Source organism: Pseudomonas sp. PS02290, assembly GCF_029960075.1.
Classification (GTDB): domain Bacteria; phylum Pseudomonadota; class Gammaproteobacteria; order Pseudomonadales; family Pseudomonadaceae; genus Aquipseudomonas.
In genome coordinates, this window is sequence record NZ_JASCOY010000034.1 from 27,417 (window position 1) to 52,810 (window position 25,394).

27 protein-coding genes are annotated in these 25,394 nt (G+C 60.8%); 12 read left to right on the forward strand and 15 right to left on the reverse strand.

The window, feature by feature from the left end; all coding sequences use genetic code 11:
• The first annotated feature begins 63 nt into the window (after positions 1 to 63).
• Positions 64 to 882 carry a UDP-2,3-diacylglucosamine diphosphatase gene (locus QMX88_RS16145; protein WP_192170976.1) on the forward strand — a complete coding sequence of 273 codons (819 nt, stop codon included), beginning with the start codon at positions 64 to 66 and terminating at the stop codon, positions 880 to 882.
• Positions 883 to 951: 69 nt separating this feature from the next.
• Here QMX88_RS16145 and QMX88_RS16150 read toward each other — a convergent pair whose 3' ends face one another.
• Both QMX88_RS16150 and QMX88_RS16155 read right to left on the reverse strand, forming a co-directional pair.
• Positions 952 to 1,263, reverse strand: a complete 312-nt coding sequence (locus tag QMX88_RS16150; protein WP_282371057.1) for a DUF962 domain-containing protein — start codon at positions 1,261 to 1,263, stop codon at positions 952 to 954.
• Between the two features lie 107 nt (positions 1,264 to 1,370).
• Positions 1,371 to 2,825, reverse strand: a complete 1,455-nt coding sequence (locus tag QMX88_RS16155; protein ID WP_282371117.1) for a TrkH family potassium uptake protein — start codon at positions 2,823 to 2,825, stop codon at positions 1,371 to 1,373.
• Between the two features lie 174 nt (positions 2,826 to 2,999).
• On the opposite strand from QMX88_RS16155, the gene QMX88_RS16160 reads away from it, so the two are divergent.
• A complete protein-coding gene (locus QMX88_RS16160) occupies positions 3,000 to 3,560 on the forward strand; it encodes an NAD(P)H nitroreductase (RefSeq protein ID WP_282371059.1) in 561 nt (186 codons plus the stop codon).
• Positions 3,561 to 3,708: 148 nt separating this feature from the next.
• Here QMX88_RS16160 and QMX88_RS16165 read toward each other — a convergent pair whose 3' ends face one another.
• The 5 genes from QMX88_RS16165 to QMX88_RS16185 all read right to left on the reverse strand — a co-directional run bounded on the left by QMX88_RS16165 (position 3,709) and on the right by QMX88_RS16185 (position 7,773).
• The gene (locus QMX88_RS16165; protein ID WP_282371061.1) at positions 3,709 to 5,046 is read right to left on the reverse strand and encodes a sensor histidine kinase; all 1,338 of its coding nucleotides are present in this window, start codon (positions 5,044 to 5,046) and stop codon (positions 3,709 to 3,711) included.
• A 93-nt stretch (positions 5,047 to 5,139) separates the two neighbouring features.
• Positions 5,140 to 5,583: a Spy/CpxP family protein refolding chaperone gene (locus tag QMX88_RS16170; RefSeq protein WP_282371063.1), complete on the reverse strand. Its 444-nt coding sequence runs from the start codon at positions 5,581 to 5,583 to the stop codon at positions 5,140 to 5,142.
• A 328-nt stretch (positions 5,584 to 5,911) separates the two neighbouring features.
• The gene (locus QMX88_RS16175) at positions 5,912 to 6,589 is read right to left on the reverse strand and encodes a response regulator transcription factor (protein WP_074890298.1); all 678 of its coding nucleotides are present in this window, start codon (positions 6,587 to 6,589) and stop codon (positions 5,912 to 5,914) included.
• A 274-nt stretch (positions 6,590 to 6,863) separates the two neighbouring features.
• Positions 6,864 to 7,163: a YciI family protein gene (locus QMX88_RS16180; protein ID WP_192170981.1), complete on the reverse strand. Its 300-nt coding sequence runs from the start codon at positions 7,161 to 7,163 to the stop codon at positions 6,864 to 6,866.
• 1 nt (position 7,164) lies between these two features.
• Complete coding sequence (locus QMX88_RS16185; RefSeq protein ID WP_282371071.1) at positions 7,165 to 7,773, reverse strand: septation protein A; 609 nt, start codon at positions 7,771 to 7,773, stop codon at positions 7,165 to 7,167.
• 65 nt (positions 7,774 to 7,838) lie between these two features.
• On the opposite strand from QMX88_RS16185, the gene QMX88_RS16190 reads away from it, so the two are divergent.
• The 6 genes from QMX88_RS16190 to rluB all read left to right on the forward strand — a co-directional run bounded on the left by QMX88_RS16190 (position 7,839) and on the right by rluB (position 12,697).
• Positions 7,839 to 8,699: a PHP domain-containing protein gene (locus tag QMX88_RS16190; protein ID WP_282371073.1), complete on the forward strand. Its 861-nt coding sequence runs from the start codon at positions 7,839 to 7,841 to the stop codon at positions 8,697 to 8,699.
• 13 nt (positions 8,700 to 8,712) lie between these two features.
• Positions 8,713 to 9,345, forward strand: a complete 633-nt coding sequence (locus QMX88_RS16195) for an L-threonylcarbamoyladenylate synthase (protein WP_282371075.1) — start codon at positions 8,713 to 8,715, stop codon at positions 9,343 to 9,345.
• 140 nt (positions 9,346 to 9,485) lie between these two features.
• Positions 9,486 to 10,184 (forward strand): segregation and condensation protein A, encoded by a 699-nt coding sequence (locus QMX88_RS16200; protein WP_192171059.1) that lies wholly within the window; start codon positions 9,486 to 9,488, stop codon positions 10,182 to 10,184.
• Between the two features lie 17 nt (positions 10,185 to 10,201).
• The gene (gene scpB / locus QMX88_RS16205) at positions 10,202 to 10,993 is read left to right on the forward strand and encodes an SMC-Scp complex subunit ScpB (RefSeq protein WP_282371077.1); all 792 of its coding nucleotides are present in this window, start codon (positions 10,202 to 10,204) and stop codon (positions 10,991 to 10,993) included.
• A 54-nt stretch (positions 10,994 to 11,047) separates the two neighbouring features.
• Entirely contained in the window at positions 11,048 to 11,236 is a 189-nt protein-coding gene (locus QMX88_RS16210) for a DUF1289 domain-containing protein (RefSeq protein ID WP_163022138.1), read from the forward strand.
• Positions 11,237 to 11,449: 213 nt separating this feature from the next.
• On the forward strand, positions 11,450 to 12,697 hold the full coding sequence (rluB, locus tag QMX88_RS16215; protein WP_282371084.1) for a 23S rRNA pseudouridine(2605) synthase RluB: 1,248 nt from the start codon (positions 11,450 to 11,452) through the stop codon (positions 12,695 to 12,697).
• 83 nt (positions 12,698 to 12,780) lie between these two features.
• Here the strand turns inward: rluB and QMX88_RS16220 are convergent, their stop codons facing one another.
• Both QMX88_RS16220 and QMX88_RS16225 read right to left on the reverse strand, forming a co-directional pair.
• Positions 12,781 to 13,749 carry a leucyl aminopeptidase gene (locus tag QMX88_RS16220; RefSeq protein ID WP_282371086.1) on the reverse strand — a complete coding sequence of 323 codons (969 nt, stop codon included), beginning with the start codon at positions 13,747 to 13,749 and terminating at the stop codon, positions 12,781 to 12,783.
• 69 nt (positions 13,750 to 13,818) lie between these two features.
• On the reverse strand, positions 13,819 to 13,956 hold the full coding sequence (locus QMX88_RS16225) for a hypothetical protein (protein ID WP_163022139.1): 138 nt from the start codon (positions 13,954 to 13,956) through the stop codon (positions 13,819 to 13,821).
• A 484-nt stretch (positions 13,957 to 14,440) separates the two neighbouring features.
• Here QMX88_RS16225 and QMX88_RS16230 point away from each other — a divergent pair, with 484 nt between their 5' ends.
• Complete coding sequence (locus QMX88_RS16230) at positions 14,441 to 15,865, forward strand: amino acid permease (RefSeq protein WP_282371089.1); 1,425 nt, start codon at positions 14,441 to 14,443, stop codon at positions 15,863 to 15,865.
• A 53-nt stretch (positions 15,866 to 15,918) separates the two neighbouring features.
• Entirely contained in the window at positions 15,919 to 16,332 is a 414-nt protein-coding gene (gene arfB / locus QMX88_RS16235) for an alternative ribosome rescue aminoacyl-tRNA hydrolase ArfB (protein WP_065986956.1), read from the forward strand.
• A gap of 15 nt (positions 16,333 to 16,347) precedes the next feature.
• Here the strand turns inward: arfB and QMX88_RS16240 are convergent, their stop codons facing one another.
• The 5 genes from QMX88_RS16240 to phhA form a co-directional block, all read right to left on the reverse strand.
• Positions 16,348 to 17,562, reverse strand: a complete 1,215-nt coding sequence (locus QMX88_RS16240) for an MFS transporter (RefSeq protein WP_282371096.1) — start codon at positions 17,560 to 17,562, stop codon at positions 16,348 to 16,350.
• Between the two features lie 235 nt (positions 17,563 to 17,797).
• A complete protein-coding gene (locus tag QMX88_RS16245; protein ID WP_192170990.1) occupies positions 17,798 to 17,935 on the reverse strand; it encodes a hypothetical protein in 138 nt (45 codons plus the stop codon).
• Positions 17,936 to 18,116: 181 nt separating this feature from the next.
• Positions 18,117 to 19,313 carry an amino acid aminotransferase gene (locus tag QMX88_RS16250; RefSeq protein ID WP_282371100.1) on the reverse strand — a complete coding sequence of 399 codons (1,197 nt, stop codon included), beginning with the start codon at positions 19,311 to 19,313 and terminating at the stop codon, positions 18,117 to 18,119.
• Complete coding sequence (locus tag QMX88_RS16255) at positions 19,314 to 19,670, reverse strand: 4a-hydroxytetrahydrobiopterin dehydratase (RefSeq protein WP_074890313.1); 357 nt, start codon at positions 19,668 to 19,670, stop codon at positions 19,314 to 19,316. It lies immediately after the preceding gene.
• A 52-nt stretch (positions 19,671 to 19,722) separates the two neighbouring features.
• A complete protein-coding gene (gene phhA, locus QMX88_RS16260; RefSeq protein ID WP_282371103.1) occupies positions 19,723 to 20,511 on the reverse strand; it encodes a phenylalanine 4-monooxygenase in 789 nt (262 codons plus the stop codon).
• A gap of 271 nt (positions 20,512 to 20,782) precedes the next feature.
• On the opposite strand from phhA, the gene QMX88_RS16265 reads away from it, so the two are divergent.
• The gene (locus QMX88_RS16265; protein ID WP_282371105.1) at positions 20,783 to 22,336 is read left to right on the forward strand and encodes a sigma-54-dependent transcriptional regulator; all 1,554 of its coding nucleotides are present in this window, start codon (positions 20,783 to 20,785) and stop codon (positions 22,334 to 22,336) included.
• A gap of 143 nt (positions 22,337 to 22,479) precedes the next feature.
• Here the strand turns inward: QMX88_RS16265 and QMX88_RS16270 are convergent, their stop codons facing one another.
• Positions 22,480 to 22,746, reverse strand: a complete 267-nt coding sequence (locus QMX88_RS16270) for a DUF2790 domain-containing protein (RefSeq protein ID WP_133773333.1) — start codon at positions 22,744 to 22,746, stop codon at positions 22,480 to 22,482.
• Between the two features lie 450 nt (positions 22,747 to 23,196).
• On the opposite strand from QMX88_RS16270, the gene acs reads away from it, so the two are divergent.
• A complete protein-coding gene (gene acs / locus QMX88_RS16275) occupies positions 23,197 to 25,152 on the forward strand; it encodes an acetate--CoA ligase (protein WP_122624629.1) in 1,956 nt (651 codons plus the stop codon).
• Positions 25,153 to 25,394 lie beyond the last annotated feature (242 nt).

Genomic DNA, 25,394 nt, shown 5'->3' on the forward strand with positions numbered 1-25,394 from the left:
CCGTCGTCATGTTCATATCACCGACCACGTCCACGCTTGGGAAAACCCAAGTGGAGGTGGTCCATGAGCATTGCCGAGAACGTGAAACCCAGTCGTAAGCAACGTGTCCGGACCTTGTGGATCTCCGATGTGCACCTGGGAACCCGTGACTGCCAGGCCGAACACCTCTCCGGATTTCTCAAGCAATACCATGCCGACAAGGTGTACCTGGTCGGTGACATCATCGACGGCTGGAAGATGCGCGGCGGCATGTACTGGCCGCAGGCCCACACCAATGTCATCCGCCGCCTGCTGACCATGAGCAAGCGTGGTACGGAAGTCATCTACGTCACCGGCAACCACGATGAATTCCTGCGCCGCTACTCGAAACTCATTCTGGGCAATATCCAGCTGGTCGATGAAGCCGTGCACCTGACCGCCGATGGTCGTCGGCTGCTAGTGATCCACGGTGACCAGTTCGACGTCATTACCCGCTACCATCGCTGGCTCGCCTTCCTTGGCGATTCGGCCTACGAATTCACCCTGACCCTCAATCGCTGGCTCAACCACTGGCGCGCCAAATACGGTTACGGCTATTGGTCGCTGTCGGCGTACTTGAAGCACAAGGTCAAGACGGCCGTGAGCTTCATCAGCGACTTCGAGGAAGCCATCGCCCATGAGTGCGTCAAGCGCGGGCTGGACGGGGTGGTGTGCGGACATATTCACCACGCCGAGATCCGTCAGGTGGGCGGCGTGGAATACCTCAACTGCGGCGACTGGGTGGAGTCCTGCACGGCCTTGATCGAACATTGGGATGGCACGATCGAGCTGTTCCGGCTGGCCGATGCACACGTCAAAGCCAAAAGCCCGCAAGCGCCGGAACCAGTGGGCGAAACGGTCTGAGCGCCAGCCGCTTTGTAGCTCAATCGGGGCGGCAGCAAGGCGTCATAAGTGATGCCGAGGGAGTGCCGATCAAAACGGCCCTTTGCCCCTGAGCATGTCCTTGTACATCACGAAATCGCCGAGCAGGCTGTAGAACGGATGCTTGAACGTAGCCGGGCGGTTTTTCTCGAAAAAGAAATGGCCGACCCAGGCGAAGGTGTAGCCCGCCAGCGGCAAGACCCACAACAACGTCCAGCTAGCGTTGAGCACGGCGAATGCCAGGATCAGGATAACCAGACTTGTGCCGATGAAATGCAAACGGCGGCAGGTGCTGTCGCGGTGTTCCTGCAGGTAGTACGGATAGAAGTCTGCGAATCGGTCGAAACGCTTCATTGTTTCCACAAAACTGTGCTCCGAGGCAGGGTATTGGCTGAGCTTAGTCCAGCCTCCGCCGCTCGCCGCGAAATTTCTCACAGCTTCGCGAACCACATTGCCCGGCCCGCAGTGTTCTAGTGCCGCCAGAACGCCGGGATGCATAGCACCAGCACCGTGATGATTTCCAGCCGACCGAGCAGCATCCCCAATGAGAGAATCCACTTGGCGGCATCCGGCAGCGTCGAGAAATTGCCCGCCGGGCCGATGGTTTCACCCAGCCCTGGCCCTACGCCCGACACGGTGCTGGCGGCGCCGGTCAGCGCCGTCATCCAGTCCAGTCCCAGCAGCGACAGCATCAGCGCGATCAGGCAGATGGTGAAGGTGAAGAAAAACGAGAAGGTCAGGATCGAGCGCACGATCTCGTCGTCCAGCCGGTGACCGTTGTACTTCTGCTTGATCACCGCGCGTGGGTGAATCAACTGGTGCAGGTTGGCGCGCAACAGGATGTACGCGACCTGAAAGCGGAAGACCTTCACGCCGCCGGCCGTTGACCCTGAACACCCGCCGATGAACCCCAGATAGAAAAACAGCATCAGGGCAAAGTTGCCCCACAGGCTGTAATCCCCCAGCGCGAAGCCGGTGGTCGTCACCACCGAGGTCACGTTCAGCGCCACATGGCGCAACGCGTCATACCACGGCAGATCGGTCGTCGCCCAATACCAGGCGCCCATCACCAGCCACGTCACCAGCAGCAGGACGAGGAAGCCCTGCACCTGCTGATCCTTGAGCAGCGCCCCGCGATTGCCCCGCAGCGTCGCGACATACAGGGTGAACGGCAGGGCGCCGAGGATCATCACCACGATCGCCACCCAATGCACGGCGGGTTGCGGCCATTTCGCCAGGGACTGATCCGAGGTGGAGAAGCCGCCGGTCGAAATCGCCGACATCGCGTGGTTGATCGCGTCGAACAGGCTCATGCCCGCCCACCAGAATGCCAGCGTGCCCAGCACGGTGATGCCGAGGTAAACCAGGACGATGAACTTGGCGACCATGTGGGAACGCGGCATGACTTTTTCGGAACGGTCCGACGACTCGGTCTGGAACAGGCGCATGCCGCCGATGCGCAACAGCGGAAGAATCGCCACCGCCATACCGATGAAGCCGATGCCGCCGAGCCAGTGCAGCAACGAACGCCAGATCAGGATGCCGGGGGACATGGTGTCCAGCCCGCTGAGCACCGTGGAGCCGGTCGCGGTGATGCCGGACATGCTTTCGAAGAAGGAGTCGGTGTAGCTGATGTGTTGCGTGAGCAGAAACGGCAGCGCCGCGAAGACGCAGACGATGACCCAACTGCTGACCGTGAGCAGGTACATGTCCCGCGGGCGGAGGTGCACATGTTCAGGTCGGCCCTGACCCACCAGCGCCAGCCCGGACACGAAAGTGATCAGGCTTGACCACAGAAACGACGGCATGTCAGCGGTGCGGTGGAAGATCATCAGGGTGACCATCGGCACGACCATGGCGATGGCCAGGGTAATCAGGAAGATGCCGATAATGAAACCGATGATGCGGAGGGTCGGCAACGCCATGCAGTCGCTCTGATCAGGTAGTGAGAGGGCGGCCATTCTACTCGCGGGCCCGTTTGTGTAAACCGAGGCATTTCCGAGAGTGTTGTAAGTAAATGCCCTGGTTAATCGTTATTGAAGTTCAAGACTGCACCCAGGGCACTACAATGGCCCGTCATTTTTCCTGGAGACGACTTAATGGAAGCGCTCGACGTATTGCTTAATCGCGTGTCCGTGCCCCGCTTGATCGAACCCGCTCCAAACGCCGAGCAACGCGAGATCCTCTTTGGCGCCGCCCTGCGCGCGCCGGACCACGGCGTGTTGCGACCCTATCGCTTTCTGACCGTAGAGGGCGACGCACGTCACCGCATGGGGGATTTGCTGGCCCAGGCCTTGATCGACAAAGGCGGCGATGTTGAGGCCAAAGCGCTGGACAAGGCTAGAAACGGACCGTTGCGCGCGCCCTTGGTGGTCGTGGTCATCGCCAAGTTGACTGACCACTTCAAAGTGCCGAAAAAGGAACAAGTGATCACCGCAGGGTGCGCTGCCCATGGCATCCTCCTGGCCGCTTATGCGATGGGCATTGGCGCGGTCTGGCGCTCGGGGGATTTGTCCTACTCCCGCCATGTCGCCGAAGGGCTGGGGCTGACAGCAGACGAAGAAGTCGTCGGTTTTCTTTACCTGGGCACCCCGCAAAACCCGCCCCGCGAACCGGCAAAGCCGGACGTGGCCGAGTTTGTCAGTGCGTGGGAGGGGTGATGTAACCGTATAGCCGGCCCCGATCTGTAGGACCGGCTTTAGCCGGGAAGGCGTTCGGCGTCACACTGCAAAATGGAGGGTGCTTACACCGGCCTCTTCCCGGCTGAAGCCGGTCCTACTGGAAATCGCTGAAGCCGCTCCCGGGGAATCAACCGTGCAGAGCGGTCAACTGGCGGGGAACGACGATGCTGGCCACGAATCCGCCCTGCGGATGATTGCCCAGCACCAGCGTCCCGCCGTGCTTCTCGGCGGCGCGTTTGGCAATCGCCAGACCCAGCCCGTAACCCGGCGCGGTCTGGTTCGGCGCGCGATAGAACGGCTCGCCCAGCTGCGCCAGATGCTCCGGATTGGCACCGGGCCCGTGATCCCGCACGCTGAGACGCAACTCATCCCCCTCAGTGCTCGCACTCAACTCGATCGGTTGCCCCTCCGGGTTGAAACGCAGCGCGTTGCGCAGCAGATTGTCCAGTGCCCGTTCCAGTACGCTCGGCCAGCCCTGCAACTGCACACCAGGCTCCACCGACACCGAAACCGTCTGCTCGCCGCCGCCCATCTCCGTCTCAGCCTGCAAATGATGCAACAGCCCTGACACATCCACCGCCGTGGCGCTGCCCATGTCGGCATCCAGTCGTGCCAGCGCCAGAATTTCACTGATCAACTCTTCCAGGCGGTCGCACTCACGGGTCAGGCGCGGCCACAGCTTGTTGCGCTCCACCGGCTCGGCGCGTTCGGCCAGGGCCAGGGCGATCCGCAGCCGGGCCAAAGGAGAGCGCAACTCATGGGAAACGTCGCGCAGCAGCTGGCGCTGGCTGCTGATCTGACTTTGCAGGCGGGCGCCCATGCGGTTGAAGTCATTGGCCAGCACACCGAATTCATCACGACGATTGGCCAGTTGCGCCAGGCTGTTCTGCTGATACGTGGTTTGGCCGAGGTCATGCACCGCGCCACGCAAACGGCTCAACGGGCGGGTGATCGACAACGTCACCATCAGGCTGAACAACGTCAGCACCACCAGGGCGATACCCAATGCACTCAGCGGCCAGACCAGACTGTCGCGGTGCCAGGCGTCCAGCTCCGGATGAGGGATGCGGTAAATCAGCAGGTAGGTTTCCCCGGTTTTTTCACTGGTGTATTCGGTGGTCAGGCGCCGCCACGGCAGCGGGCGTGTGTCGTCATTCTGCCGCTCTTCAAAGGCCGCGGCGCGGGGCGGGAAGGTGCCGGGGATCACCGCTTCGCCGCTGTCGTTCAGCACCTGGACGTCGATGTGGTATTTGCGCTTGAGGTCTTGCAGATAGTCCTGGGCAGATTTCTCGCCTTGGCCTTCGTACAGCTCGACCCACTTCTGCGGCAAGTTGTGCAGACCGGGATGGCGACTGAGGATCCAGGCGTCCTGATTGAGCACATGCCCCATCAGAATCGACAGGCCCGCCACCAACGCGATCGCCAGCCAGAAGCTGGCCAGGATTCTCCAGAACAATGAACGCACGTGCTGCCCTCGACCCGGTTCGTCAAATAGAAAACCCGACACGCCGGGGAGCGTGTCGGGTTAGGGGAAGTGTAATGCCGCGCCAGCAGCCGGTTACTGGGTTTTTTGCGCTTTCTGCGCTTTCCAGGCTTCGAACTCGGCGCGATCCGCACGACGCTGGGCCTCATCCTTCTGGATCTGGTCGAAGGTCTTCTGCTGTTCCGGCGTCAGCAGGGCGCGGATGTCGGATTGGGTTTTGGCCCGGGCAGCTTCCTGTTCATCCTTCATCGCTTTCTGGTCGGCAGCCGACAGCTTGGCCAGGTACTTCTGGGTGATCTCGTTGCGGCCGTGCCATTGAGCGCCCATCAACCTGTCGACTTGCTGACGTTGATCCGGGGTCAGGTTCAGCTGTTCCAGAGGACCTTTGCGGTGATGCATGCCAGGGCCATCAAAGCCTGGACCAGCAGGGCCACCCATCGGGCCGCCTTCCGGAGGCATGGCCATTGCAACGGTAGGGAGGGCTGCGGCGAACATCAAAGCCATCAAAGTCTTGCGCATGGTGAATCTCCTTGTCTCGATTTCGGCTCTGTGCCGGTTGAGGCCAGTTTAGGGCGATCAAGGTCAAGGGAGGTCAGGCGTGGGTAAAGCTTGGGTAAAGGGGGCGCGCTGGCGTGTTGACGTAATGGGCCGGTTACCGAGTGCGCGCCCAGCTGTAAGCGGCAAGCCACAAGCTTCAAGCCAAAAGCAGTCCGGCGTCGCTGCCGATGCCGATGCTGTTGCTTGTGCTGTCGCTGTCGCTGTCGCTGTCGCTGTCGCTGCCGCTGTCGCTGTCGCTGTTGCTCTTGATCTTGCTTGCAGCTTGAGGCTTACGCTCCCAACTCCCTCGTCAGAGGCTGTAATAATACCCACGGCTGCGCAGGGCCACTATGCGCGGGCGGCCGTCGGCGTGGGGGCCGATCTTCTTGCGCAGGTTGCTGACGTGCATATCAAGGCTGCGGTCGTAGAGCGTCAGCTTGCGACCCAGGGCCAGTTGCGCCAGCTCCTGCTTCTCAAGCGGCTCGCCGGGCTGGCCGAGCAAGGCCTCAAGCAGACGCGCTTCGGACACGGTCAGGGTGAATTCCTGCTCATCAATCGTGACCACCCCGCGCGCCGGGCTGAAGCACAGGTCGCCCAGCTCGATCTGCGACGAGACCGCCGTCGGATGGCTGCGGCGCAATACCGCGCGCAGACGCGCTGTCAGTTCACGGGGATCGCAGGGCTTGGCCAGGTAATCGTCGGCACCCAGTTCCAGACCGAGGATGCGGTCCAGCGGTTCGCCGCGAGCGGACAGCATCAGCACGGGGAGGTCGGGGTGATCGGTGCGCAATTGTTTGAGCAGTTCCAGACCGCTGCCGTCGGGCAGCATCACGTCCAGCACCACCGCAGCGGGTGCGGATTCGGCGAGCGCCTTGCGCGCGCTCTGGCCATCGTGGCAGGCGCGCACGGCGAACCCTTCCTGACTCAACCAACTGCTCAGGAGCTCACACAGCTCCTGGTCATCATCAATAAGTAACAGCTCGCTCATGACTCACTCAATTTAGCCATTGCCGACGACGTCTACGCCGGCCGCTGGCAAAGATACCGCACTGGAGGGCCACCCTATGTTGCGCGGCCCCTCGCGACAAACCGTTGTTGTTCGATCATTACCCGCAAAGGCATGACCGCCCGTGCCTCTTTGAGCCGCAGTCAAAGCTCTTGGTTCTAGCAACTTATCGGCAGGCCAGTGCGAAGGGTGAGCAATGTAAAGCGGGTTGAAGGCGGTCCGGCTCATGTACGGAGCCGGGCGCTGGTCAGGCCTATCAGGGCAGGACTTGCTTGAACGGTTTGACGACCACGCCGGCGTAGACACCGGCTGCAACGTACGGATCGGCATCAGCCCAGGCCTGGGCGTCCTTGAGGGACTCGAATTCCGCGACGATCAGGCTGCCGGTAAAACCTGCAGTGCCCGGGTCGATGCTGTCCACTGCAGGCATCGGGCCGGCGAGAACGATGCGGCCTTCGGCCTTCATTGCGTTCAGGCGATCAAGGTGCGCAGGGCGCGCGGCCAGGCGTTTTTCCAGCGAGTTGGCGACGTCGGTTGCCACGATTGCGTAGAGCATGTCAGTCCTCTCTTTTCTTGTTTGAAGGCTGGGTGGACGGGTCGGCGTCATGGATGTGGCGAGCCAGGTAGATGCCTTGGCCCACCAGGAACAGCAGGGTCATGCCCAGGCTGCCGAACACCTTGAAGTCGACCCAGAATTCTTGATAGGTAAAGGCCACATAGAGATTGGCCGCGCCGCAGAACAGGAAGAACACGATCCAGGCAATATTCAGCTTGGTCCAGACCGCCTGCGGCAGGGTCAGCGCGTGGCCCATGATGCGTTGAATCAACAGGCGGTCACCAATGAAGTGGCTGCCGGCAAAGATCAGCGCGAAGACCCAGTTGACCACCGGGGCTTTCCACTTCAGGAAGGTTTCGCTGTGGAAAGCCAGGGTCAGGCTACCGAAGACCAGACAGGCAATCAGCGTCAGCCACTGACTCTTTTCCAGTTTGCCCTGCCGGAAATAAAGGATGCCGTAGACCACGAGGGAACTGGCGATCAGCATCGCGGTGGCGCTGTAAATCCCGCCTACCATGAAGCTGTGGCCAAGGACATCGACGGCTTGCGGGCTGATTTTGTAAACGATGAAGAACAGGATGAGCGGGATGAAGTCGATGAATTGTTTCACAGTAAGAGCCAGAAGCTGGATGTGACGGCATAATAACAAACATCAATGACTGCGAAAGCGCCCCTATGAACGTCGATCTGCACTGCCACAGTACCGCTTCCGATGGCGCCCTTGCGCCCGCGGTACTCGTCGCGCGTGCCCATGAGCACGGCGTGAAAGTCCTCGCGCTGACCGATCACGACACCCTCGAAGGCCTAGCTGAAGCCCGTACTGCGGCGGTTGCGCTGGGTATGCAGCTGATCGATGGCATCGAACTGTCCTGCACCTGGGGCGGTGCCACCATTCATGTGCTGGGCTATGCATTCGATGTGGATGCCCCGCAATTGCGTGAAGCCATCGAGCAATTGCACACCGGACGCTGGTTGCGGGCCGAAGAAATAAGCCGCAAGTTGGCGATGAAAGGTATGCCCGGCGCGCTCGAAGGTGCGCGCGCGGTCCAGCAGGCACTGGGCGACAGCGGCAATGCGCCGGCCCGACCGCATTTTGCCGACTTTCTGGTTAATCAGGGGTTCGTCAAAGACCGCGCCGAAGCGTTCCGCAAATGGCTCGGTGCGGGCAAACTGGGCGACGTCAAGCAACACTGGCCGACCCTTGAGGAAACGGTGGCGACCCTGCGCGCCGCCGGGGCCTGGATCAGCCTTGCGCACCCTTCGCATTACGATTTCACCCGCAGCAAGCGTCGCAAGCTGGTCGCTGACTTCATCCAGGCCGGCGGCCACGCAATAGAAGTGGTCAACGGCCTGCAGCCTGCCGATCAGGTCGGCAGTCTGGCGATTCTGGCCCGTGAGTTCGGTCTGCTGGTCAGTGCCGGCAGTGATTTTCATGCCCCAGGCGCATGGTCTGAAATCGGCGTTTATCGCCCATTGCCCGAAGACCTGCCCCCCCTTTGGTGTCGGTTCAAACATGACCAGCCTACTGCCGTCTGAACAGGAAATTACCGTGAGTCAATTTTTCCAGGTCCATCCGGAGAATCCGCAAGCGCGCCTGATCAAGCAGGCCGTGGAAATCATCCGGGCGGGCGGTCTGGTGGTGTATCCCACCGATTCGTCCTACGCGTTGGGTTGCCAGATGGGCGACAAGACCGCCGTCGAGCGCATCCGTCGCTTGCGTCAACTCGATGACAAACACAACTTCACGCTGATGTGCAGCGACCTGTCCCAGCTCGGGTTGTTCGCCAAGGTCGACACCGCGGCGTTTCGCGTGCTCAAGGCGCACACGCCGGGGCCGTACACCTTCATCCTCGGCGCCACCCGTGACGTGCCGCGTCTGGTCCTGCACCCCAAGCGGCGGACCATTGGGTTGCGCGTGCCGGGTCATCCCATTGCGCAGGCGCTGTTGCAGGAACTGGGCGAGCCGCTGATGAGCGTCAGCCTGATCCTGCCCGGCGAGGCCATTCCGATGAGTGACCCTTACGAGATGCGCGGGATCCTCGAGCATCAGGTCGACCTGATCATCGACGCAGGCGAGGGCGGCATTTCGGCGTCCACCGTGGTCAACCTGACCGATGGCGAGCCCCAAGTGGTGCGCGTGGGTTGCGGCGATCCGACGCCGTTCGGGGTCGAAGTCGAGTGACCCAGGCGCAAACGCTGGATGTTCAGACCGACGCTCACATCGACCCGCAGGCCGGCGCTCAGCAAGAGCTGCCGTTTGCCATGGTCTACGGTCAGGCCGTCACGCAGATGCCGGTCGATCTGTACATCCCGCCGGATGCGCTGGAAGTGTTCCTCGAAGCCTTCGAAGGCCCGCTGGACCTGCTGCTTTACCTGATTCGCAAGCAGAACATCAACATCCTCGACATCCCTGTGGCGGAAATCACCCGTCAGTACATGGGTTACGTCGAGCTGATGAAAACCGTGCGCCTGGAGCTCGCCGCCGAGTATCTGGTCATGGCGGCCATGCTTGCCGAGATCAAATCGCGTATGTTGCTGCCGCGCTCGGAAATGGCCGAGGAAGAAGAGGGTGACCCTCGCGCCGAGCTGATTCGCCGCTTGCAGCAATACGAGCGGTTCAAGGCGGCAGCTGAAGGCATCGACCAGCTGTCTCGCGTGGGCCGTGATGTCTTTATACCCAGGCTTGAGGCGCCCGAAGCGCGGGTGCGCAAGTTACTGCCGGATGTCGCCCTCGAAGAGCTGTTGATGTCGATGGCCGACGTGCTGCGCCGTGGCGACATGTTCGAAAGCCATCAGGTCAGCCGCGAGGCGCTGTCCACCCGCGAGCGCATGAGTGACGTGCTGGAGCGCTTGAAAGGCGCGGGTTTCGTACCCTTCGCCGAGCTGTTCACGGCCGAAGAAGGGCGGCTGGGCGTGGTGGTGACGTTCATGGCCGTGCTGGAACTGGTCAAGGAGCAATTGGTGGAGCTGGTGCAAAACGAAGCCTTCGCCGTTATTCATGTGCGGGCGCGAGCCGAATAAAGAGCAAGAGCTGATCAATGAACCTGAATGAACCCCGCGATCTGGCGCCGTTGCTCGAAGCGTTTCTGCTTGCCTCCGGAAAACCGCAGTCCCTGGAGCGCCTCTACGAGCTGTTCGAAGAGGGCGAGCGGCCCGAACCTCCGGTCTTCAAGAAGGCCCTGACGCTGCTGGCCAAATCCTGCGATAACCGCGCCTTTGAGCTCAAAGAAGTTGCCACCGGCTATCGCTTGCAGATCCGCGAGAAGTTCGCGCCGTGGGTCGGGCGCTTGTGGGAAGAGCGGCCCCAGCGTTATTCGCGGGCCCTGCTGGAAACCATGGCGCTGATCGCGTACCGCCAGCCGATCACCCGTGGCGAGATCGAGGACGTGCGTGGCGTCGCGGTCAATACCAATATCGTCAAGACCTTGATGGAGCGCGAGTGGATCAGGATCGTCGGCTACCGTGACGTGCCCGGCAAGCCGGCGATGTTCGCCACCACCAAAGCTTTTCTTGATCACTTCAACCTGAAAAACCTCGACGAACTGCCACCGCTGGCCGACCTGCGCGAGATGGAAACCGAGCCGGTGCTGGAATTCGACGACGCGCCGGTGCCCGCGCATTTGCAGGCGTTGGCCGACGCCAGTCTGTCGCTCGATGCTGACGCCGAGCCCGAAGCGCCCCGGGATGAGACCAGTTTCCGCAGCCTGCTGGCCGAGCTGGACACCATGGAGCAGGGCCTGAAAATCGACTTTGACGATTTATTGCTCGATGAGGCCGATAAAGAGTCTGAATTGGAAGAACCGCCGCAAGACGATGAAGATCCGCGGTGACGATGGCTGTGGCGGAAATGTCCGCAGCGCCCAATTCCTCACTCAGGCGAACCCATGAGCACCAAGAATCCCTGCATCAGCCTCTGCAAGTTCGACGAAGAGATCTGCCTCGGCTGCGGTCGCAGCAAGCGCGAAATCAAGTCCTGGAAGAAGATGGAGAAGGACGAAAAGCGCTCGGTGCTCGCCGAGTCGGCTCTGCGGCTGATCAAACTCAAGGGTGCCAGTCGGCGGAAAAAGAAGTGAGCCTGAATTTTTCATCTAGTCTCTGGTGCGCAACGCGCGTCAGGCGCGTATGATTCGCGACCTTTTGGCGATCCACACGCGCCAGGGATTTCAGTTTTCTGCCCGTTCCGCTTCAGAGTTGTTCTGATCCGGAGCCGCTCTCGTCCAGAGAGCCGGGCCACAGGCCATGCCCACTCGCGCATGCCCTGATTCGACACACCGGGAGGTGCCCAGATGAGTGAACAAGACAAGCAAGACAAAGAGATCGGCCCAGCAGGCGAAAAACTGCAGAAGGTTCTGGCGCGCATTGGCGTCGGTTCCCGTCGCGACGTTGAAGCCTGGATCGGCGAAGGCCGCATCAAGGTCAACGGCGTTCAGGCCACGCTCGGTCAGCGCGTCGACCTGCACGACGCCATCACGGTCGACGGTCGCGTGATCCGCCGCGAAGAAGCCGCCGAGACCGTTCGCCGCGTCGTCATGTACAACAAGCCAGACGGTGAAATCTGCACCCGTGACGACCCTGAAGGCCGTCCGACCGTGTTTGATCGCCTGCCGCGCCCGAAAGAAGGCCGCTGGATCAACATCGGTCGTCTGGACATCAACACCACCGGCCTGCTGATGTTCACCACCGACGGTGAACTGGCCAACCGCCTGATGCACCCCTCGTTCGAAATGGACCGCGAGTACGCCGTGCGCGTCCGTGGCGAAGTTGACGACGACATGCTGGCGCGCCTGAAGGCTGGCGTGGTGCTGGAAGACGGCCCGGCGCGTTTCACCGACATTCAGCAGGCGCCGGGTGGCGAAGGCTTCAACCACTGGTACCACTGCGTGGTCATGGAAGGCCGCAACCGTGAAGTTCGCCGGTTGTGGGAATCCCAGGGGTTGGTGGTCAGCCGCCTGAAGCGCGTGCGTTTCGGTCCGGTGTTCCTCAATTCCGATCTGCCGATGGGTCGCTGGCGCGAAATGAGTCAGCAGGAAGTGGACATCCTCAGCGCCGAGGTCGGCCTGACGCCGGTCGCGATGCCGCAGATGACCGCCAAGACCAAAGACAAACTGGAGCGTTTGCAGCGCCAGTCGTCCCGTCCGTTGGGCAAGGGCGAGCGCGTGCGTCAGGTTCGTCCGGCCAAAGATGCAGTGTCTTCGGACCGTCCGGCCCGTGAGCCACGTCTGGCGGATGGCGAGCGCCCGGCGCGCAAGCCTGCGGAAAACGGTAGTCCGGCGCGCACGCCGCGTCCGGCCATCGGTGGTCGTGGCGACACTGCCCGTGGCGGCAATCCACGTGGCGACAGCGCCCGCAGCGAAAACGGTCGTGGCACGCCGGTGGCGGAACGTCCGAGCGACATGAACAAGCGTCCTGCCAAGCCGAAGCCTTCGCGCCCCGGCATCGGTCTGGTGGACGACAAGACCCCGTCCGGCAAACGCCGCGGCCCGCCAAGCGGCTCCGGTCAGCGTCCGGGCTTCGGTCGCCGCAAGCCTGAGTAATGCCGTTGTGAAACACTGACAGCGGTCTGCACTACGAAAAACGCCAGTCGAGAGACTGGCGTTTTTTTATGCCCGCTTGGGAGTCAGACGACGTAGGCGGTCCCGTCGAACACCACGCGCTTGTCCACGGCCAGCGATCCGCTGTTGAAGATCAGGTCCATGTGATGGCTGCCCTTGGCGCCGCCACCCAGGCCCAGGTGCAGCCCGCAGTGGCGCTCTTCGAACCCTGCGTTGCGCGCGTACAGCTGACTGACGCCTTCGTTGGTGCCGATCCCCAGTTCCTCGATGCGACGGTTCGAGGGATTGGCGTCCAGGTACTTATTGAAGTCGTGCTCCAGCCCCGGTACCTCAGTAGCGATGCGGGTCACCACGGAGTTCTCGATCCACAATTCCAGCGGCGATTCGATGATTCCGTATTTGCGCGCGAAAGGGATGGTGCTGAGAAACGTGCCGAGAAACCGCACATGACCGTTGATGGATTCGCTGTGGGTGGCAATCTCACCGGGGGCCAGGTCGTAGTTGCCGACGCCGTTGATGTTGGTCCATTTCTTCAGCTCGCGCAGCGGGGCCTCAAAGTATGAACCGTGATCGTCGCTGAAGCTGAGGGTCTCGCCTTGGTTCATGGTGTCGATCAGTGCCGCATTCAGCTGCGCGATGCGCTCGGGTTCAACGCTGAAAGCGTCGTAGAAATAGTCGCCGTAATCTTTGAACAGCAGGGATTTCTTCCATTGGGCCGACATCACTTCCTGCAACTGGCGTATGAACGGTGGCCCCTCCGCGCGAGGATTGGGCAGCGTTGAGGAATCGTAGAACAGGACGAAGAGATCGGAATCGGTGATGGCTTCTGTCAGTTCGCTGATAGGAGACGTGTCCAGCGGCATAGTGCTGAACCGGAAGAAATCCCACGCCGTAGCGCTTTCGATGATGCCATTGACGATGCTGCGGTATTCCGGGGTATGGGCCAGTAGTACTTGGGGAGTGTTCATGCCGGCGATGGCGGGGTGGCGTTGCAGGTAATACAGGAAATGTTCGATTGCGCTGCTGTTATCCATAGTGCGCTCCGCTCCGAATGCTTAAAACAAGAGGGCGAACGCGTTAGCCACGTTCGCCCTTCAGCTGTTTTAGAACGGCCACATCGCGGTGCCAAACGGCACGACGGCGTCAGCCTGCATCATTTCCACAGCGGCATCATGAGTCGGTGCTTCAAACCAATCGTCCAATTGCAGTTCTTCTTCCAGAGCCAGTTCAACTGTTTGCATAGGTGAATCTCCTGAGAATGACGTACTTGCCGAATGCAGCGAGGACGAGAGGGCTGAGCCCCGGGTCCTCGTCATGGAAGCACACTGACCTTCGTGGCCAGCAAGCACTGAAAAAACTAGTGCAATAACCGGAGTGTTGCAAAATAAAAAATGGGAGATAAATGCTGGCATTTCGCCGGAATTATCGAAACTTCCTGCGAAAACAACGTTAGGGAGCTTTCGATTTCGGGGAATTATTTTTGCGACAGAATTGTGTCGGCAGAGTGATTGAGAGCCCAGTCAATAAAAGATTCCCGGCTAAAGCCGGTCCTACTCTTCCGCGCAATCCGGTGTGAGCGGTGTACAATGCGCGCCCGTTTTTTCTGTGATCCACCGGCGTATGGACGCCAATCCCTCGGGGTTACCCACTCCGTTTCCCTCCGCCGCGTCATGAGCGCGTCGGGTTCGATTCCGTCACAGACAAGCGCGCCAAGGTGGTTTGCCAATGAGTGAAAACATGTCCCATTCGGGTGACTTGAAGCGTGGTCTGAAGAACCGTCACATCCAACTGATCGCCCTCGGTGGCGCGATCGGCACGGGTCTGTTCCTGGGCTCGGCAGGGGTGCTGAAGTCCGCTGGCCCGTCGATGATCCTTGGCTACGCCGTCTGCGGCTTCATCGCCTTCATGATCATGCGCCAGCTCGGCGAAATGATCGTCGAAGAGCCGGTGGCCGGGTCGTTCAGCCATTTCGCCCACAGATACTGGGGCGGCTTTGCCGGTTTCCTGTCGGGCTGGAACTGCTGGGTCCTGTACATTCTGGTGGGCATGTCAGAGCTGACCGCTGTTGGCAAGTACATCCAGTACTGGTGGCCGGAAGTCCCGGCGTGGGCCTCGGCCGCGGTGTTCTTCGTAATGATCAACGTCATCAACCTGGCCAACGTAAAAGTCTTTGGCGAGGCTGAATTCTGGTTCGCGATCATCAAGGTCGTGGCGATTCTGGGGATGATTGCCCTGGGCAGTTATCTGCTGGTGAGCGGCGAGGGTGGCCCGCAAGCGTCGGTCAGCAACCTGTGGGATCGGGGCGGCTTCTTCCCCCATGGTGTGAGCGGGCTGGTCATGGCGCTGGCGTTCATTATGTTCTCGTTCGGTGGCCTGGAAATGCTCGGCTTCACCGCTGCGGAGGCGGATCAGCCGCGAACCATCATTCCCAAGGCGATCAATCAGGTCATTTATCGGATTCTGATTTTCTACATCGGCTCGCTGGTGGTGCTGCTGTCGCTGACGCCATGGGACGCTTTGCTGATCGACCTCAATGCGTCCGGCGATGCCTACAGCGGCAGCCCGTTCGTGCATGTGTTCTCGATGCTGGGCAGCACAACGGCGGCGCACATACTCAACTTCGTCGTACTGACGGCGGCGTTGTCGGTCTACAACAGCGGCACCTATTGCAACGCGCGCATGCTGTTTGGCATGGCCGAACAGGGCGATGCGCCGCAGTCACTGGCGCGGGTCGATGGCCGGGGTGTTCCGGTGCGGGCGATTCTGGTGTCGGCGGCGGTGACGCTGATTGCCGTGCTGCTCAACTACCTGATGCCGCAAAATGCCCTTGAGCTGCTGATGTCGCTGGTGGTCGCCACGCTGGTGATCAACTGGGCGATGATCAGCTACTCCCACCTCAAGTTCCGCCAGCACCTGACCCGGGTCGGCCAGCAGCCGCTATTCAAGGCGCTGTGGTACCCGTACGGCAACTACGTCTGTCTCGCGTTTGTGGTGCTGATTCTCGGGATCATGCTGATGATTCCCGGCATCCGGATTTCGGTCTACGCGATCCCGGTCTGGCTGGCGGCGATGTGGGTGTTCTACCTGATCAAGAACAAGCGTCGGGCCAGTAGCGAGTCAATGGCCCAGCGGACGTCGATCATCAAATAAGGCGAGAGCCGCCGGTGACGTCGCGGCGGCTTCGAACCAGGACACAGATTGCCATGCTGATCATTTCCAACAACATCCATCTGCCGGACAGCGACGTCGAGCTGACCGCCATCCGTGCCCAGGGTGCGGGTGGTCAGAACGTCAACAAGGTGTCCAGCGCCATGCACCTGCGCTTCGACATCAACGCCTCGTCGCTGCCGCCGTTCTACAAGGAACGCCTGCTGGCGCTGCGTGACAGCCGCATCACCAGCGACGGCGTGCTGGTCATCAAGGCGCAGCAATACCGGACGCAGGAACAGAACCGGGCCGATGCGCTGGAGCGTTTGAGTGAGCTGATCATCAGTGCGGGGAAGGTCGAGAAGAAGCGTCGGCCGACCAAGCCGACCCTGGGCTCGAAGACCCGTCGGCTGGAGTCGAAGACCAAGCGCGGGTCGATCAAGGCAGGGCGGGGCAAGGTCGATTTTTAAACAGCGTTGACGGGATCAGCTGGCGACCGGCTTTTCCCGAGTCTTGTTCGCGTGTTTGTACAGATACACACTCAGCCCCAGCCCGCTCAGCGAAGCCAGCGCGGCGAACAGGAAGATCGACGCAAAGCCGAAACCTGCCGCCACGGCGCCCGCCACCGGCCCGGTAATCCCCAGCGACAGGTCGATGAACAGCGAATAAGCCCCGACTGCCGCACCGCGACTGGCGGGCGGCACCAGATTGACTGCTTCGACGCCGAGCGCCGGGAACACCAGCGAGAAGCCGAAGCCAGTCAGCGCCGCACCGGCCAGCGCCAGATTCGGGTTGGGCGCCAGCCACAGCAGCAACAATCCCAACGTCTCCACTGACAGGCAGGCAATCGCCACGCGGAAGCCGCCGATGCGGTTGATCAGGTTGCCGAACAGCAGGCGGGCGCCGATGAAGCAGGCGCCGAACAGGCTCAGGCACAACACCGCATTCGGCCAGGTGTGGCTGGCGTAATACAGGGTGATGAAGGTCGCGATGGTGCCGAAGCCGATCGAACCCAGCGCCAGCCCGGTGCCGTGGGGCAGCACGCGGCCGAGCACGTGAAGGAAGGGCAAACGCTCCCCATGCACCAGCGGCGCCGGGGTTTTCTTCCAGGCCAGGGAAATACCCAGCGCTGCCAGCAGCATGATGCTGACGCCCATGCTCCACAGCCCCAGCGCGTTGACCAGCAACACACCCACCGGCGCGCCGATGGCCAGTGCGCCATAACTGGCGATGCCGTTCCATGAAATCACTTTGGCCGTATTGGCGGCGCCAACGCGGCCGATGCCCCAGCCGATCGAGCCTGAGCCAACCAGGCTCTCTGCGCTGCCGAGCACCAACCGGCCCACGAACAAGCTGATCAGGCTCACCATCGGCCAGGCGTCGAGCCAGTCGGCGAGGAGCATGAACACGCCGCTCAACCCGCAGCCGAACAGGCCGATGATCACCGCTTTCTTCGGGCCCCGGGTGTCGATGATGCGCCCGGCGTAGGGGCGGCTGAGCAGGGTTGCGAGGTATTGCACGCTGATCACCAGTCCTGCGGCGACCGCGCCGAAGCCAAGGTCGGTGTGCACATAACCGGGCAATACGGCCAGCGGGATACCGATGTTCAGGTAGCCGATGAAGGTGAACAGCACGATGGAAACAACCTGCAGCGTGACAGCCATAGGACGTTGAGGGGCAGCGCTCGAAGCGTCTGGCATGGGCATAGATCCACGGTTACGACGGAAAAAGAATAGCGAGGGGGCAATCGGGTTGAAGCGTAGACGCTTGAATCCGCGCGAGGGCACATGATAACGAGGCACGGCGGTTCATGGGAGTGGCGGATGGGTGGATCTGGATCGGAGTGGAGCAGAGGTGAAGCTTGTCGCGAATGATTCAGCCCTTATGGAAATACACCTTGAAGACGCTCTTCCATAGGGGCTGGACAATTAGCCTTCAGCGCGGGCTTTGGGCTTTGCTGCTCTCGTTGCGTTTACCGCTGGCTTTCATCTCGATCGGCTGACCGAGTTCCTGGCGGGCTGCTGCGCTTTGCTGGGTTTGGCTTGGGAAGGGGAAGTTCGGGATTTCATGCATATCGTCGCTCCTCACAAGTGTGTTGCGGCTGAATTGAACAGCGCGTCCTAGAACGCTCAGGGAGGATACAGCAGTACAAATGACAATCAGACTTTTAAATGCGGGCCGCCGGTCATGTAGTGAGGATGGGTTCCTGCAACATCCGCGCGGCCCGCGAAAAAGCGTTGAATCGGTGATCGCCTCAGTCTTTGCAAACCGCTGCAAACGCCGCTGCCAGTTCATCCAGCCGCGTGGCATCAATCCCCGCAACGTTGGCTCGGCCCGCCGCCACCATGTACACGCTGTGCTCGTTGCGCAGACGCGCCACCTGATCGTCGTTCATGCCGGTGTAGGAAAACATGCCGCGCTGCACGGCGATGTGGGCGAAACGCTCACCCAGGCCCAGCGGTGTAAGCGCCTCCACCAGCCCGACGCGCAACTGCGCAATTCGGCTGCGCATCTCTTCCACTTCTTCAGCCCACAGGGCTTTCAACTCAGGATCGCCCAGGATCTCGGCCACCACGGCGGCACCATGATCCGGCGGGTTCGACCACAGATTACGGGCGGTCGCCGACAGCTGACTGCGCACATCCATCAGCTTCTCGGGGGTGTCAGCGCAGACCAGCAAGGCGCCGGTGCGCTCGCGGTACAGGCCGAAGTTTTTCGAGCACGAACTGGTGATCAGCAGCTCAGGCAGTTCGCCGGCAAACAGACGAACCGCCCAGGCGTCTTCTTCAAGACCGTCGCCAAAACCCTGGTACGCGAAGTCGATCAGCGGCAGCAGGTTGCGTTGCTTGACGATTTCCAGCACCGCGTACCAGTCATCACGGGACAGGTCGAACCCGGTCGGGTTGTGACAGCACGCATGCAGTAGGACAACGTCGCCTTCCGGAATGGTCTTCAACGCCGCCAGCATGGCCTGCACGTTGAGCGTGTTGTCGCTGCCCACGTAGGGGTAGTGACTGACCTTCAGGCCTGCAGCGGCGTAGATGGTTTCGTGAATCGGCCAGGTCGGATCGCTCAGCCAGATGCCTTTGCCCGGCAGGCAGTTGGCAATGAAGTCGGCGCTCAACCGCAGCGCGCCCGTGCCGCCAGGGGTCTGGGTAGCGCCGACGCGTTTGCTGGCGATCAGCGGTGAATCGGCGCCCATGACCAGCTCACAGATCAGCGTGCCGAAACGCGGTTCGCCATGGCCACCGATGTAGCTCTTGGTGGGCTGGGAATCGACCAGCCGTTGCTCGGCGATTTTCACCGCGCGGGGAATGGTGGTCAGGCCCTGCGCATCTTTATAGACGCCCACGCCCAGGTCGAACTTGTTCGGATTCGGGTCTTTGGCGTAGGCCTGAATCAGGCCCAGGATGGGATCGTCCGGTACGCGCTGGATCTGTGAAAAATGCATTTACTTACGGCCCTCGGCGCTTTTGGCCACCTCGTCTGTGCGGGAGGCCATGATGAAATCGTTGCGGTGCAGCCCCTTGATGGAATGGCTCCACCAGGTCACGGTCACTTTCCCCCATTCGGTCAGCAGACCCGGGTGGTGACCTTCGGCCTCGGCAATTTCGCCGACCGCGTTGGTAAACGCCAGCGCAAATTTGAAATTCTTGAACAGAAAGACTTTTTCCAGCTGCATGACGCCGTCACGCACTTCGATGTTCCAGTCCGGGATCTGCTTGAGCAAATCCGGCAGCTCGGCGTCGCTGACTTGTGGGGCGTCGGCGCGGCAGGCTTCGCATTGGGATTGGTTGAGAGCGGTCATTGAAAGATTCCTTGATCGGGTTCGGGCTGCTTTTTTTGGGGCGGCTTTTGTTTTAAGCGGCTTTATTTTTCGGTGGAAATTTCGGCGCGTGCAGCCCCAGTTCAGCCGCCGTGCGGGCCATGCCCATGATGTCTTCATGGGCTAGGTCGAAAAGGCGCTTGAGGTCCGGCAGCACAAAATACACCGGCTGCAGAATGTCGATGCGGTAGGGCGTGCGCATGGCCTCAATCGGGTCGAAAGGCTGATGTTCAGGGGTTGTTGACACGCTGTAAACGGTTTCCTTGGGCGAGGAGAGGATGCCGCCGCCGTAGATCTTGCGCCCCTGGGGCGTGTCGACCAGGCCGAACTCGATGGTCATCCAGTAGAGGCGGGCAAGATACACGCGCTGCTCTTTGCTGGCTGCCAGACCGAGCTTGCCGTAGGTGTGGGTAAATTCTGCAAACCAGGGGTTGGTCAGTAAGGGGCAGTGTCCGAAAACCTCGTGAAAGATGTCGGGCTCTCGCAGGTAGTCGAGCTCTTCTTCGCTGCGAATGAATGTGGCGACCGGAAATCGCTTGCTCGCCAGCAACTCGAAGAAGGTTTGAAAGGGGATCAGCGCCGGCACGCGCTCGACTTGCCACCCCGTGGTCGCGCCCAGCACGCGGTTGATTTCGCCCAGCTGCGGAATACGGTCGTGGGGCAGGGCGAGCTGCTCGATGCCATCCAGATACTCCTGACACGCACGACCTTCGATCACCTTGAGCTGGCGGGTGATGAGGGTGTTCCAGATTCTGTGCTCGGCTTCCGAGTAATCAATGAATCCGGTGGCGTCCGGCTCGCGGGCGACGTACTGCGTACTCATGGGGCTCTCCTGATGGTTTGTTCTTATATGGAGCAATGCGATTGAGGGTAAAACTGATGGGGCTATTGATAGCTGATTTGGCGACTCTCAACTGCAAGGCTCCAGCCCGAGTTGCTGAGCCCTGTCCGATAATTCGTAAAGAAATCGTGACGGTTGATCGGGTTCGCCTGAATACATTCGCCGTGCTGTCTCGTCTGGCCCTTGCGCTGTAACGTATTCTTGACGATAAACTCGGGCCAACCCGAAATCGATGCCACCCCGCGAGCCCTCCATGCGTATCAAAGTCCATTGCCAGAACCGCGTCGGTATCCTGCGCGACATCCTCGAGCTACTGGTGGCCTACGGCGTCAACGTCTCCGGCGGAGAAGTCGGCGGTGAGCATGGCGACGCCGTCTATCTGCGCTGCCCAAACCTGATCAATCTGCAGTTCCAAGCGCTGGTGCCGAAATTCGAGACCGTCGCCGGGGTATTTGGCGTCAAGCGTGTGGGATTAATGCCCAGCGAGCGTCGGCACATGGAGCTAAACGCTTTGCTTGGCGCACTTGAATTCCCCGTGCTCTCCATCGACATGGGCGGCTCCATCGTTGCGGCCAACCGCGCCGCCGCGCAGTTGCTGGGCGTGCGGGTCGATGAAGTGCCGGGCATTCCGCTGTCCCGTTACGCCGAGGATTTCGACCTGCCGCAACTGGTGCGTGCCAATCGCTCGCGCATCAACGGTCTGCGCGTGAAGGTCAAAGGCGACATCTTTCTGGCTGACATCGCGCCCCTGCAATCCGAGCACGAAGACAGCGAAGCCATGGCCGGCGCGGTGCTGACGCTGCACCGCGCCGACCGGGTCGGCGAGCACATCTATAACGTGCGCAAGCAAGAGCTGCGCGGCTTCGACAGCATCTTTCAAAGCTCAAAAGTGATGGCGGCGGTGGTCCGGGAGGCCCGGCGCATGGCGCCGCTGGATGCGCCGTTGCTGATCGAAGGCGAAACCGGAACGGGTAAAGAACTGCTGGCGCGGGCCTGTCATCTGGCCAGCCCGCGCGGCCAGTCGCCGATGATGGCGCTCAACTGCGCGGGGTTCTCCGAATCCATGGCCGAGACCGAGCTGTTCGGCTACGGCCCCGGCGCGTTCGAAGGTGCCCGCGCCGAAGGCAAGTTGGGGCTGCTGGAGCTGACCTCGGGCGGCACGTTGTTTCTCGACGGCGTTGCGGAAATGAGTGCGCGGTTGCAGGCGAAACTGCTGCGTTATTTGCAGGAAGGCTGCTTTCGACGGGTAGGCAGCGACGAAGAGGTTTACCTGGACGTGCGCATCATCTGCGCGACGCAGGTGGATCTTTCCGAACTTTGCGCCCGGGGTGAATTCCGCCAGGACCTCTACCACCGGCTCAACGTGCTATCGCTGCACATTCCGCCCCTGCGCGACTGCCTGGACGGCCTCGCGCCGCTGGTTGAGCACTTTCTTGATCAGGCCAGCCGACAGATCGGCTGCACTTTGCCCCGGTTGGCGCCAGCGGCAATGGAACGCCTCAGCCAATACGATTGGCCCGGCAATGTACGGCAGCTGGAAAACGTATTGTTCCAGGCTGTTTCGCTGTGCGACGGCAAATGGGTGAAAGCCGAACATATTCGCCTGCCGGATTACGGCGTGCGCCCACCCTTGGGCGACTTCTCTCTGGAAGGCGGGCTGGAAGATATTGTCGGGCGATTCGAGAAGGCAGTACTTGAGCAGCTCTATGCGGCACACCCGAGCAGCCGCTTATTAGGCAAGCGATTGGGTGTTTCCCATACAACTGTCGCCAACAAGTTGAAGCACCATGGAATAGGCCAGAGTTGATAGTGGGTGATGACTTCAGAAGTGCGCTTGCCCGCGAATCGGTAATACTGCTGGCGGATATATAAACTCATGCACCGCAATACACGGGCAAGCGCGCTCCTGCAAGTAAGCGGCGCGCTCAACTGATCAACAGAGCGTGCTGATCAACCGTTGCTGCAACCGTTGCCCATGACCTGATACTCAAGCACGTGGCGTTTGCCCTGCGAGTCTTCGTAAGTCATGTGCTGCGGGACGACCTGGCAGACGTTAGGCACTTCGTCCACCGAAATGACTTTCGCGATATCCAGTTTAGTGGAATAGGTGTACTCCTCGACACGCTGTTGCTGAGCGGCCACTTTCGCGCCGGATTCTTCTGCCATTGCCATGGCGCTGAAACCACAAAGAGCCATTACAACCAGTGCAGCTTTCATTACTCATTTCCTCTAAGTTGCTTCATTCACACTGCGTCGCAAGAACTGCGGTCGACAGGGTGCACAAAACCTTTTTGGGGCTCTGCGTGAAGCGAATCATGACCGGGTAGGTTTAGTTGATTGACAGTCCAGTGTGGGGGGCTGTTGTTTATCAATCATTTGCCGTGTTGGCGGAACGGATTCTATGCCCCTGTTCTGAATTCATATAGAAACCATTTTGATAAAGTCTATTGAGCGAAACGGCAACAATCGTCGTTGTCGGGTTGCGGCCAGGCGTTCGATGGGTTCTTCAGTCGTAGCCGGGACATGAAGATTTGCCTGGAATCGGGCACTGGACCTGCTTTCGGCGCTATGCTCGGAGTCGGTAAGACCATCGTCGAATGGCCTTTACAGCCATCGGCGGATACAACAGGGTCATAAAACAACAACATTTCCACCGAGGTAAGAAAGATGAGTGCGGCTTCCCTGTACCCCGTCCGCCCTGAAGTGGCAGCCAACACGCTGACTGACGAGGCGACCTACAAGGCGATGTACCAGCAGTCGGTGGTCAATCCCGATGGCTTCTGGCGCGAACAAGCCCAGCGCCTTGACTGGATCAAGCCATTCACCACCGTCAAACAGACCTCGTTCGACGACCACCGCGTCGACATCAAGTGGTTCGCCGACGGCACCCTGAACGTTTCCTACAACTGCCTCGACCGCCATCTGGCCGAGCGCGGCGATTCGATCGCGATCATCTGGGAAGGCGACGATCCTTCCGAGAGCCGCAACATTACCTATCGCGAACTGCACGAAGAAGTCTGCAAGTTCGCCAACGCGCTGCGCGGGCAGGATGTCCATCGCGGCGACGTCGTCACCATCTATATGCCGATGATCCCGGAAGCCGTGGTTGCCATGCTGGCCTGCGCGCGCATCGGTGCGATTCACTCCGTGGTGTTCGGTGGTTTCTCTCCGGAAGCACTGGCCGGTCGCATCATCGACTGCAAATCGAAAGTGGTGATTACCGCTGACGAAGGGCTGCGTGGCGGCAAGAAGACCGCGATGAAAGCCAACGTCGACCGTGCGCTGACCAACCCGGAAACGGCGAGCGTACAGAAGGTCATCGTGTGCAAACGCACCGGTGGCGACATCGAGTGGAACCGTCATCGCGACATCTGGTACCACTCGCTGCTGGACGTGGCATCGAGCACCTGCGCACCGAAAGAAATGGGCGCCGAAGAATCGCTGTTCATCCTTTACACCTCGGGCTCCACTGGCAAGCCGAAGGGCGTATTGCACACCACCGCAGGTTATCTGCTGTACGCCGCGCTGACCCACGAACGCGTGTTCGACTATCGTCCGGGCGAAGTGTACTGGTGCACCGCGGACGTCGGCTGGGTCACCGGCCACAGCTACATCGTCTACGGCCCGCTGGCCAATGGCGCGACCACGCTGTTGTTCGAAGGGGTGCCGAATTACCCGGACATCACCCGCGTGTCGAAAATCGTCGATAAGCACAAGGTCAACATCCTCTACACCGCACCGACCGCCATCCGCGCCATGATGGCCGAGGGCACCAAAGCCGTAGAAGGCGCTGACGGTTCGAGCCTGCGTTTGTTGGGTTCGGTGGGCGAGCCGATCAATCCGGAAGCCTGGAACTGGTACTACAACACCGTCGGCAAGAAGAATTGCCCGATTGTCGACACCTGGTGGCAGACCGAAACCGGTGGCATTCTGATCAGCCCGCTGCCTGGCGCCATTGCCTTGAAGCCGGGTTCGGCGACGCGTCCGTTCTTCGGCGTGATTCCGGCCCTTGTGGATAACCTGGGCAACCTCATCGAAGGCGCAGCGGAAGGCAATCTGGTGATTCTCGACTCGTGGCCGGGTCAGTCGCGCAGCCTGTACGGCGACCATGACCGTTTCGTCGACACTTACTTCAAGACCTTCCGCGGCATGTATTTCACCGGTGACGGTGCCCGTCGTGACGAAGATGGTTACTACTGGATCACCGGCCGCGTCGACGACGTGCTAAACGTGTCCGGCCACCGCATGGGCACCGCCGAGATCGAGAGCGCGATGGTGGCCCACCCGAAAGTCGCCGAAGCGGCCGTCGTGGGTGTGCCTCACGATTTGAAGGGGCAGGGCATCTACGTGTACGTCACACTGAACGGCGGTGAAGTGCCGGACGAAGCGTTGCGCATCGAGTTGCGCAACTGGGTGCGCAAGGAGATCGGTCCGATCGCTTCGCCGGATGTGATTCAGTGGGCGCCGGGTCTGCCGAAGACCCGTTCCGGCAAGATCATGCGACGCATCCTGCGCAAGATCGCCACCGGGGAGTACGACGCGCTGGGCGATATCTCGACGCTGGCCGATCCGAGTGTGGTTGCGCATCTGGTTGAGACCCACAAGACCATGACTGCGGCCTGACGGTCGTGCTTCGGGAGCGACAATCGCAAAGATCAAGAGCGTCTGCCTAACGGCAGACGTTTCGCCTTCGGCGAGTTACTTGGAAAAGCACCCCAAGTAACCAAGGGTGCTTGCTCTCGGTTGGGCCCGACTTCGTCGGGTTCCTTCACTCCGGTCCCGCTCCGTGGGCCCGCGCCGAACGGACATCCATGTCCTGACGGCGCTCTCGCGGCATCCATGCCGCTCGGCCCACTCCTCGAGAC

Bases quoted from the DNA above. Each gene is read 5' to 3' on its own strand.
- QMX88_RS16145 (WP_192170976.1), top strand. From the start codon at position 64: ATGAGCATTGCCGAGAACGTGAAACCCAGTCGTAAGCAACGTGTCCGG.
- QMX88_RS16155 (WP_282371117.1), bottom strand. From the start codon at position 2,825: ATGGCGTTGCCGACCCTCCGCATCATCGGTTTCATTATCGGCATCTTC.
- QMX88_RS16160 (WP_282371059.1), top strand. From the start codon at position 3,000: ATGGAAGCGCTCGACGTATTGCTTAATCGCGTGTCCGTGCCCCGCTTG.
- QMX88_RS16170 (WP_282371063.1), bottom strand. From the start codon at position 5,583: ATGCGCAAGACTTTGATGGCTTTGATGTTCGCCGCAGCCCTCCCTACC.
- QMX88_RS16175 (WP_074890298.1), bottom strand. From the start codon at position 6,589: ATGAGCGAGCTGTTACTTATTGATGATGACCAGGAGCTGTGTGAGCTC.
- QMX88_RS16180 (WP_192170981.1), bottom strand. From the start codon at position 7,163: ATGCTCTACGCAATCGTGGCAACCGACGTCGCCAACTCGCTGGAAAAA.
- QMX88_RS16190 (WP_282371073.1), top strand. From the start codon at position 7,839: ATGAACGTCGATCTGCACTGCCACAGTACCGCTTCCGATGGCGCCCTT.
- scpB (WP_282371077.1), top strand. From the start codon at position 10,202: ATGAACCTGAATGAACCCCGCGATCTGGCGCCGTTGCTCGAAGCGTTT.
- QMX88_RS16210 (WP_163022138.1), top strand. From the start codon at position 11,048: ATGAGCACCAAGAATCCCTGCATCAGCCTCTGCAAGTTCGACGAAGAG.
- rluB (WP_282371084.1), top strand. From the start codon at position 11,450: ATGAGTGAACAAGACAAGCAAGACAAAGAGATCGGCCCAGCAGGCGAA.
- QMX88_RS16220 (WP_282371086.1), bottom strand. From the start codon at position 13,749: ATGGATAACAGCAGCGCAATCGAACATTTCCTGTATTACCTGCAACGC.
- QMX88_RS16225 (WP_163022139.1), bottom strand. From the start codon at position 13,956: ATGCAAACAGTTGAACTGGCTCTGGAAGAAGAACTGCAATTGGACGAT.
- QMX88_RS16230 (WP_282371089.1), top strand. From the start codon at position 14,441: ATGAGTGAAAACATGTCCCATTCGGGTGACTTGAAGCGTGGTCTGAAG.
- arfB (WP_065986956.1), top strand. From the start codon at position 15,919: ATGCTGATCATTTCCAACAACATCCATCTGCCGGACAGCGACGTCGAG.
- QMX88_RS16240 (WP_282371096.1), bottom strand. From the start codon at position 17,562: ATGCCAGACGCTTCGAGCGCTGCCCCTCAACGTCCTATGGCTGTCACG.
- QMX88_RS16245 (WP_192170990.1), bottom strand. From the start codon at position 17,935: ATGCATGAAATCCCGAACTTCCCCTTCCCAAGCCAAACCCAGCAAAGC.
- QMX88_RS16250 (WP_282371100.1), bottom strand. From the start codon at position 19,313: ATGCATTTTTCACAGATCCAGCGCGTACCGGACGATCCCATCCTGGGC.
- QMX88_RS16255 (WP_074890313.1), bottom strand. From the start codon at position 19,670: ATGACCGCTCTCAACCAATCCCAATGCGAAGCCTGCCGCGCCGACGCC.
- phhA (WP_282371103.1), bottom strand. From the start codon at position 20,511: ATGAGTACGCAGTACGTCGCCCGCGAGCCGGACGCCACCGGATTCATT.
- QMX88_RS16265 (WP_282371105.1), top strand. From the start codon at position 20,783: ATGCGTATCAAAGTCCATTGCCAGAACCGCGTCGGTATCCTGCGCGAC.
- QMX88_RS16270 (WP_133773333.1), bottom strand. From the start codon at position 22,746: ATGAAAGCTGCACTGGTTGTAATGGCTCTTTGTGGTTTCAGCGCCATG.
- acs (WP_122624629.1), top strand. From the start codon at position 23,197: ATGAGTGCGGCTTCCCTGTACCCCGTCCGCCCTGAAGTGGCAGCCAAC.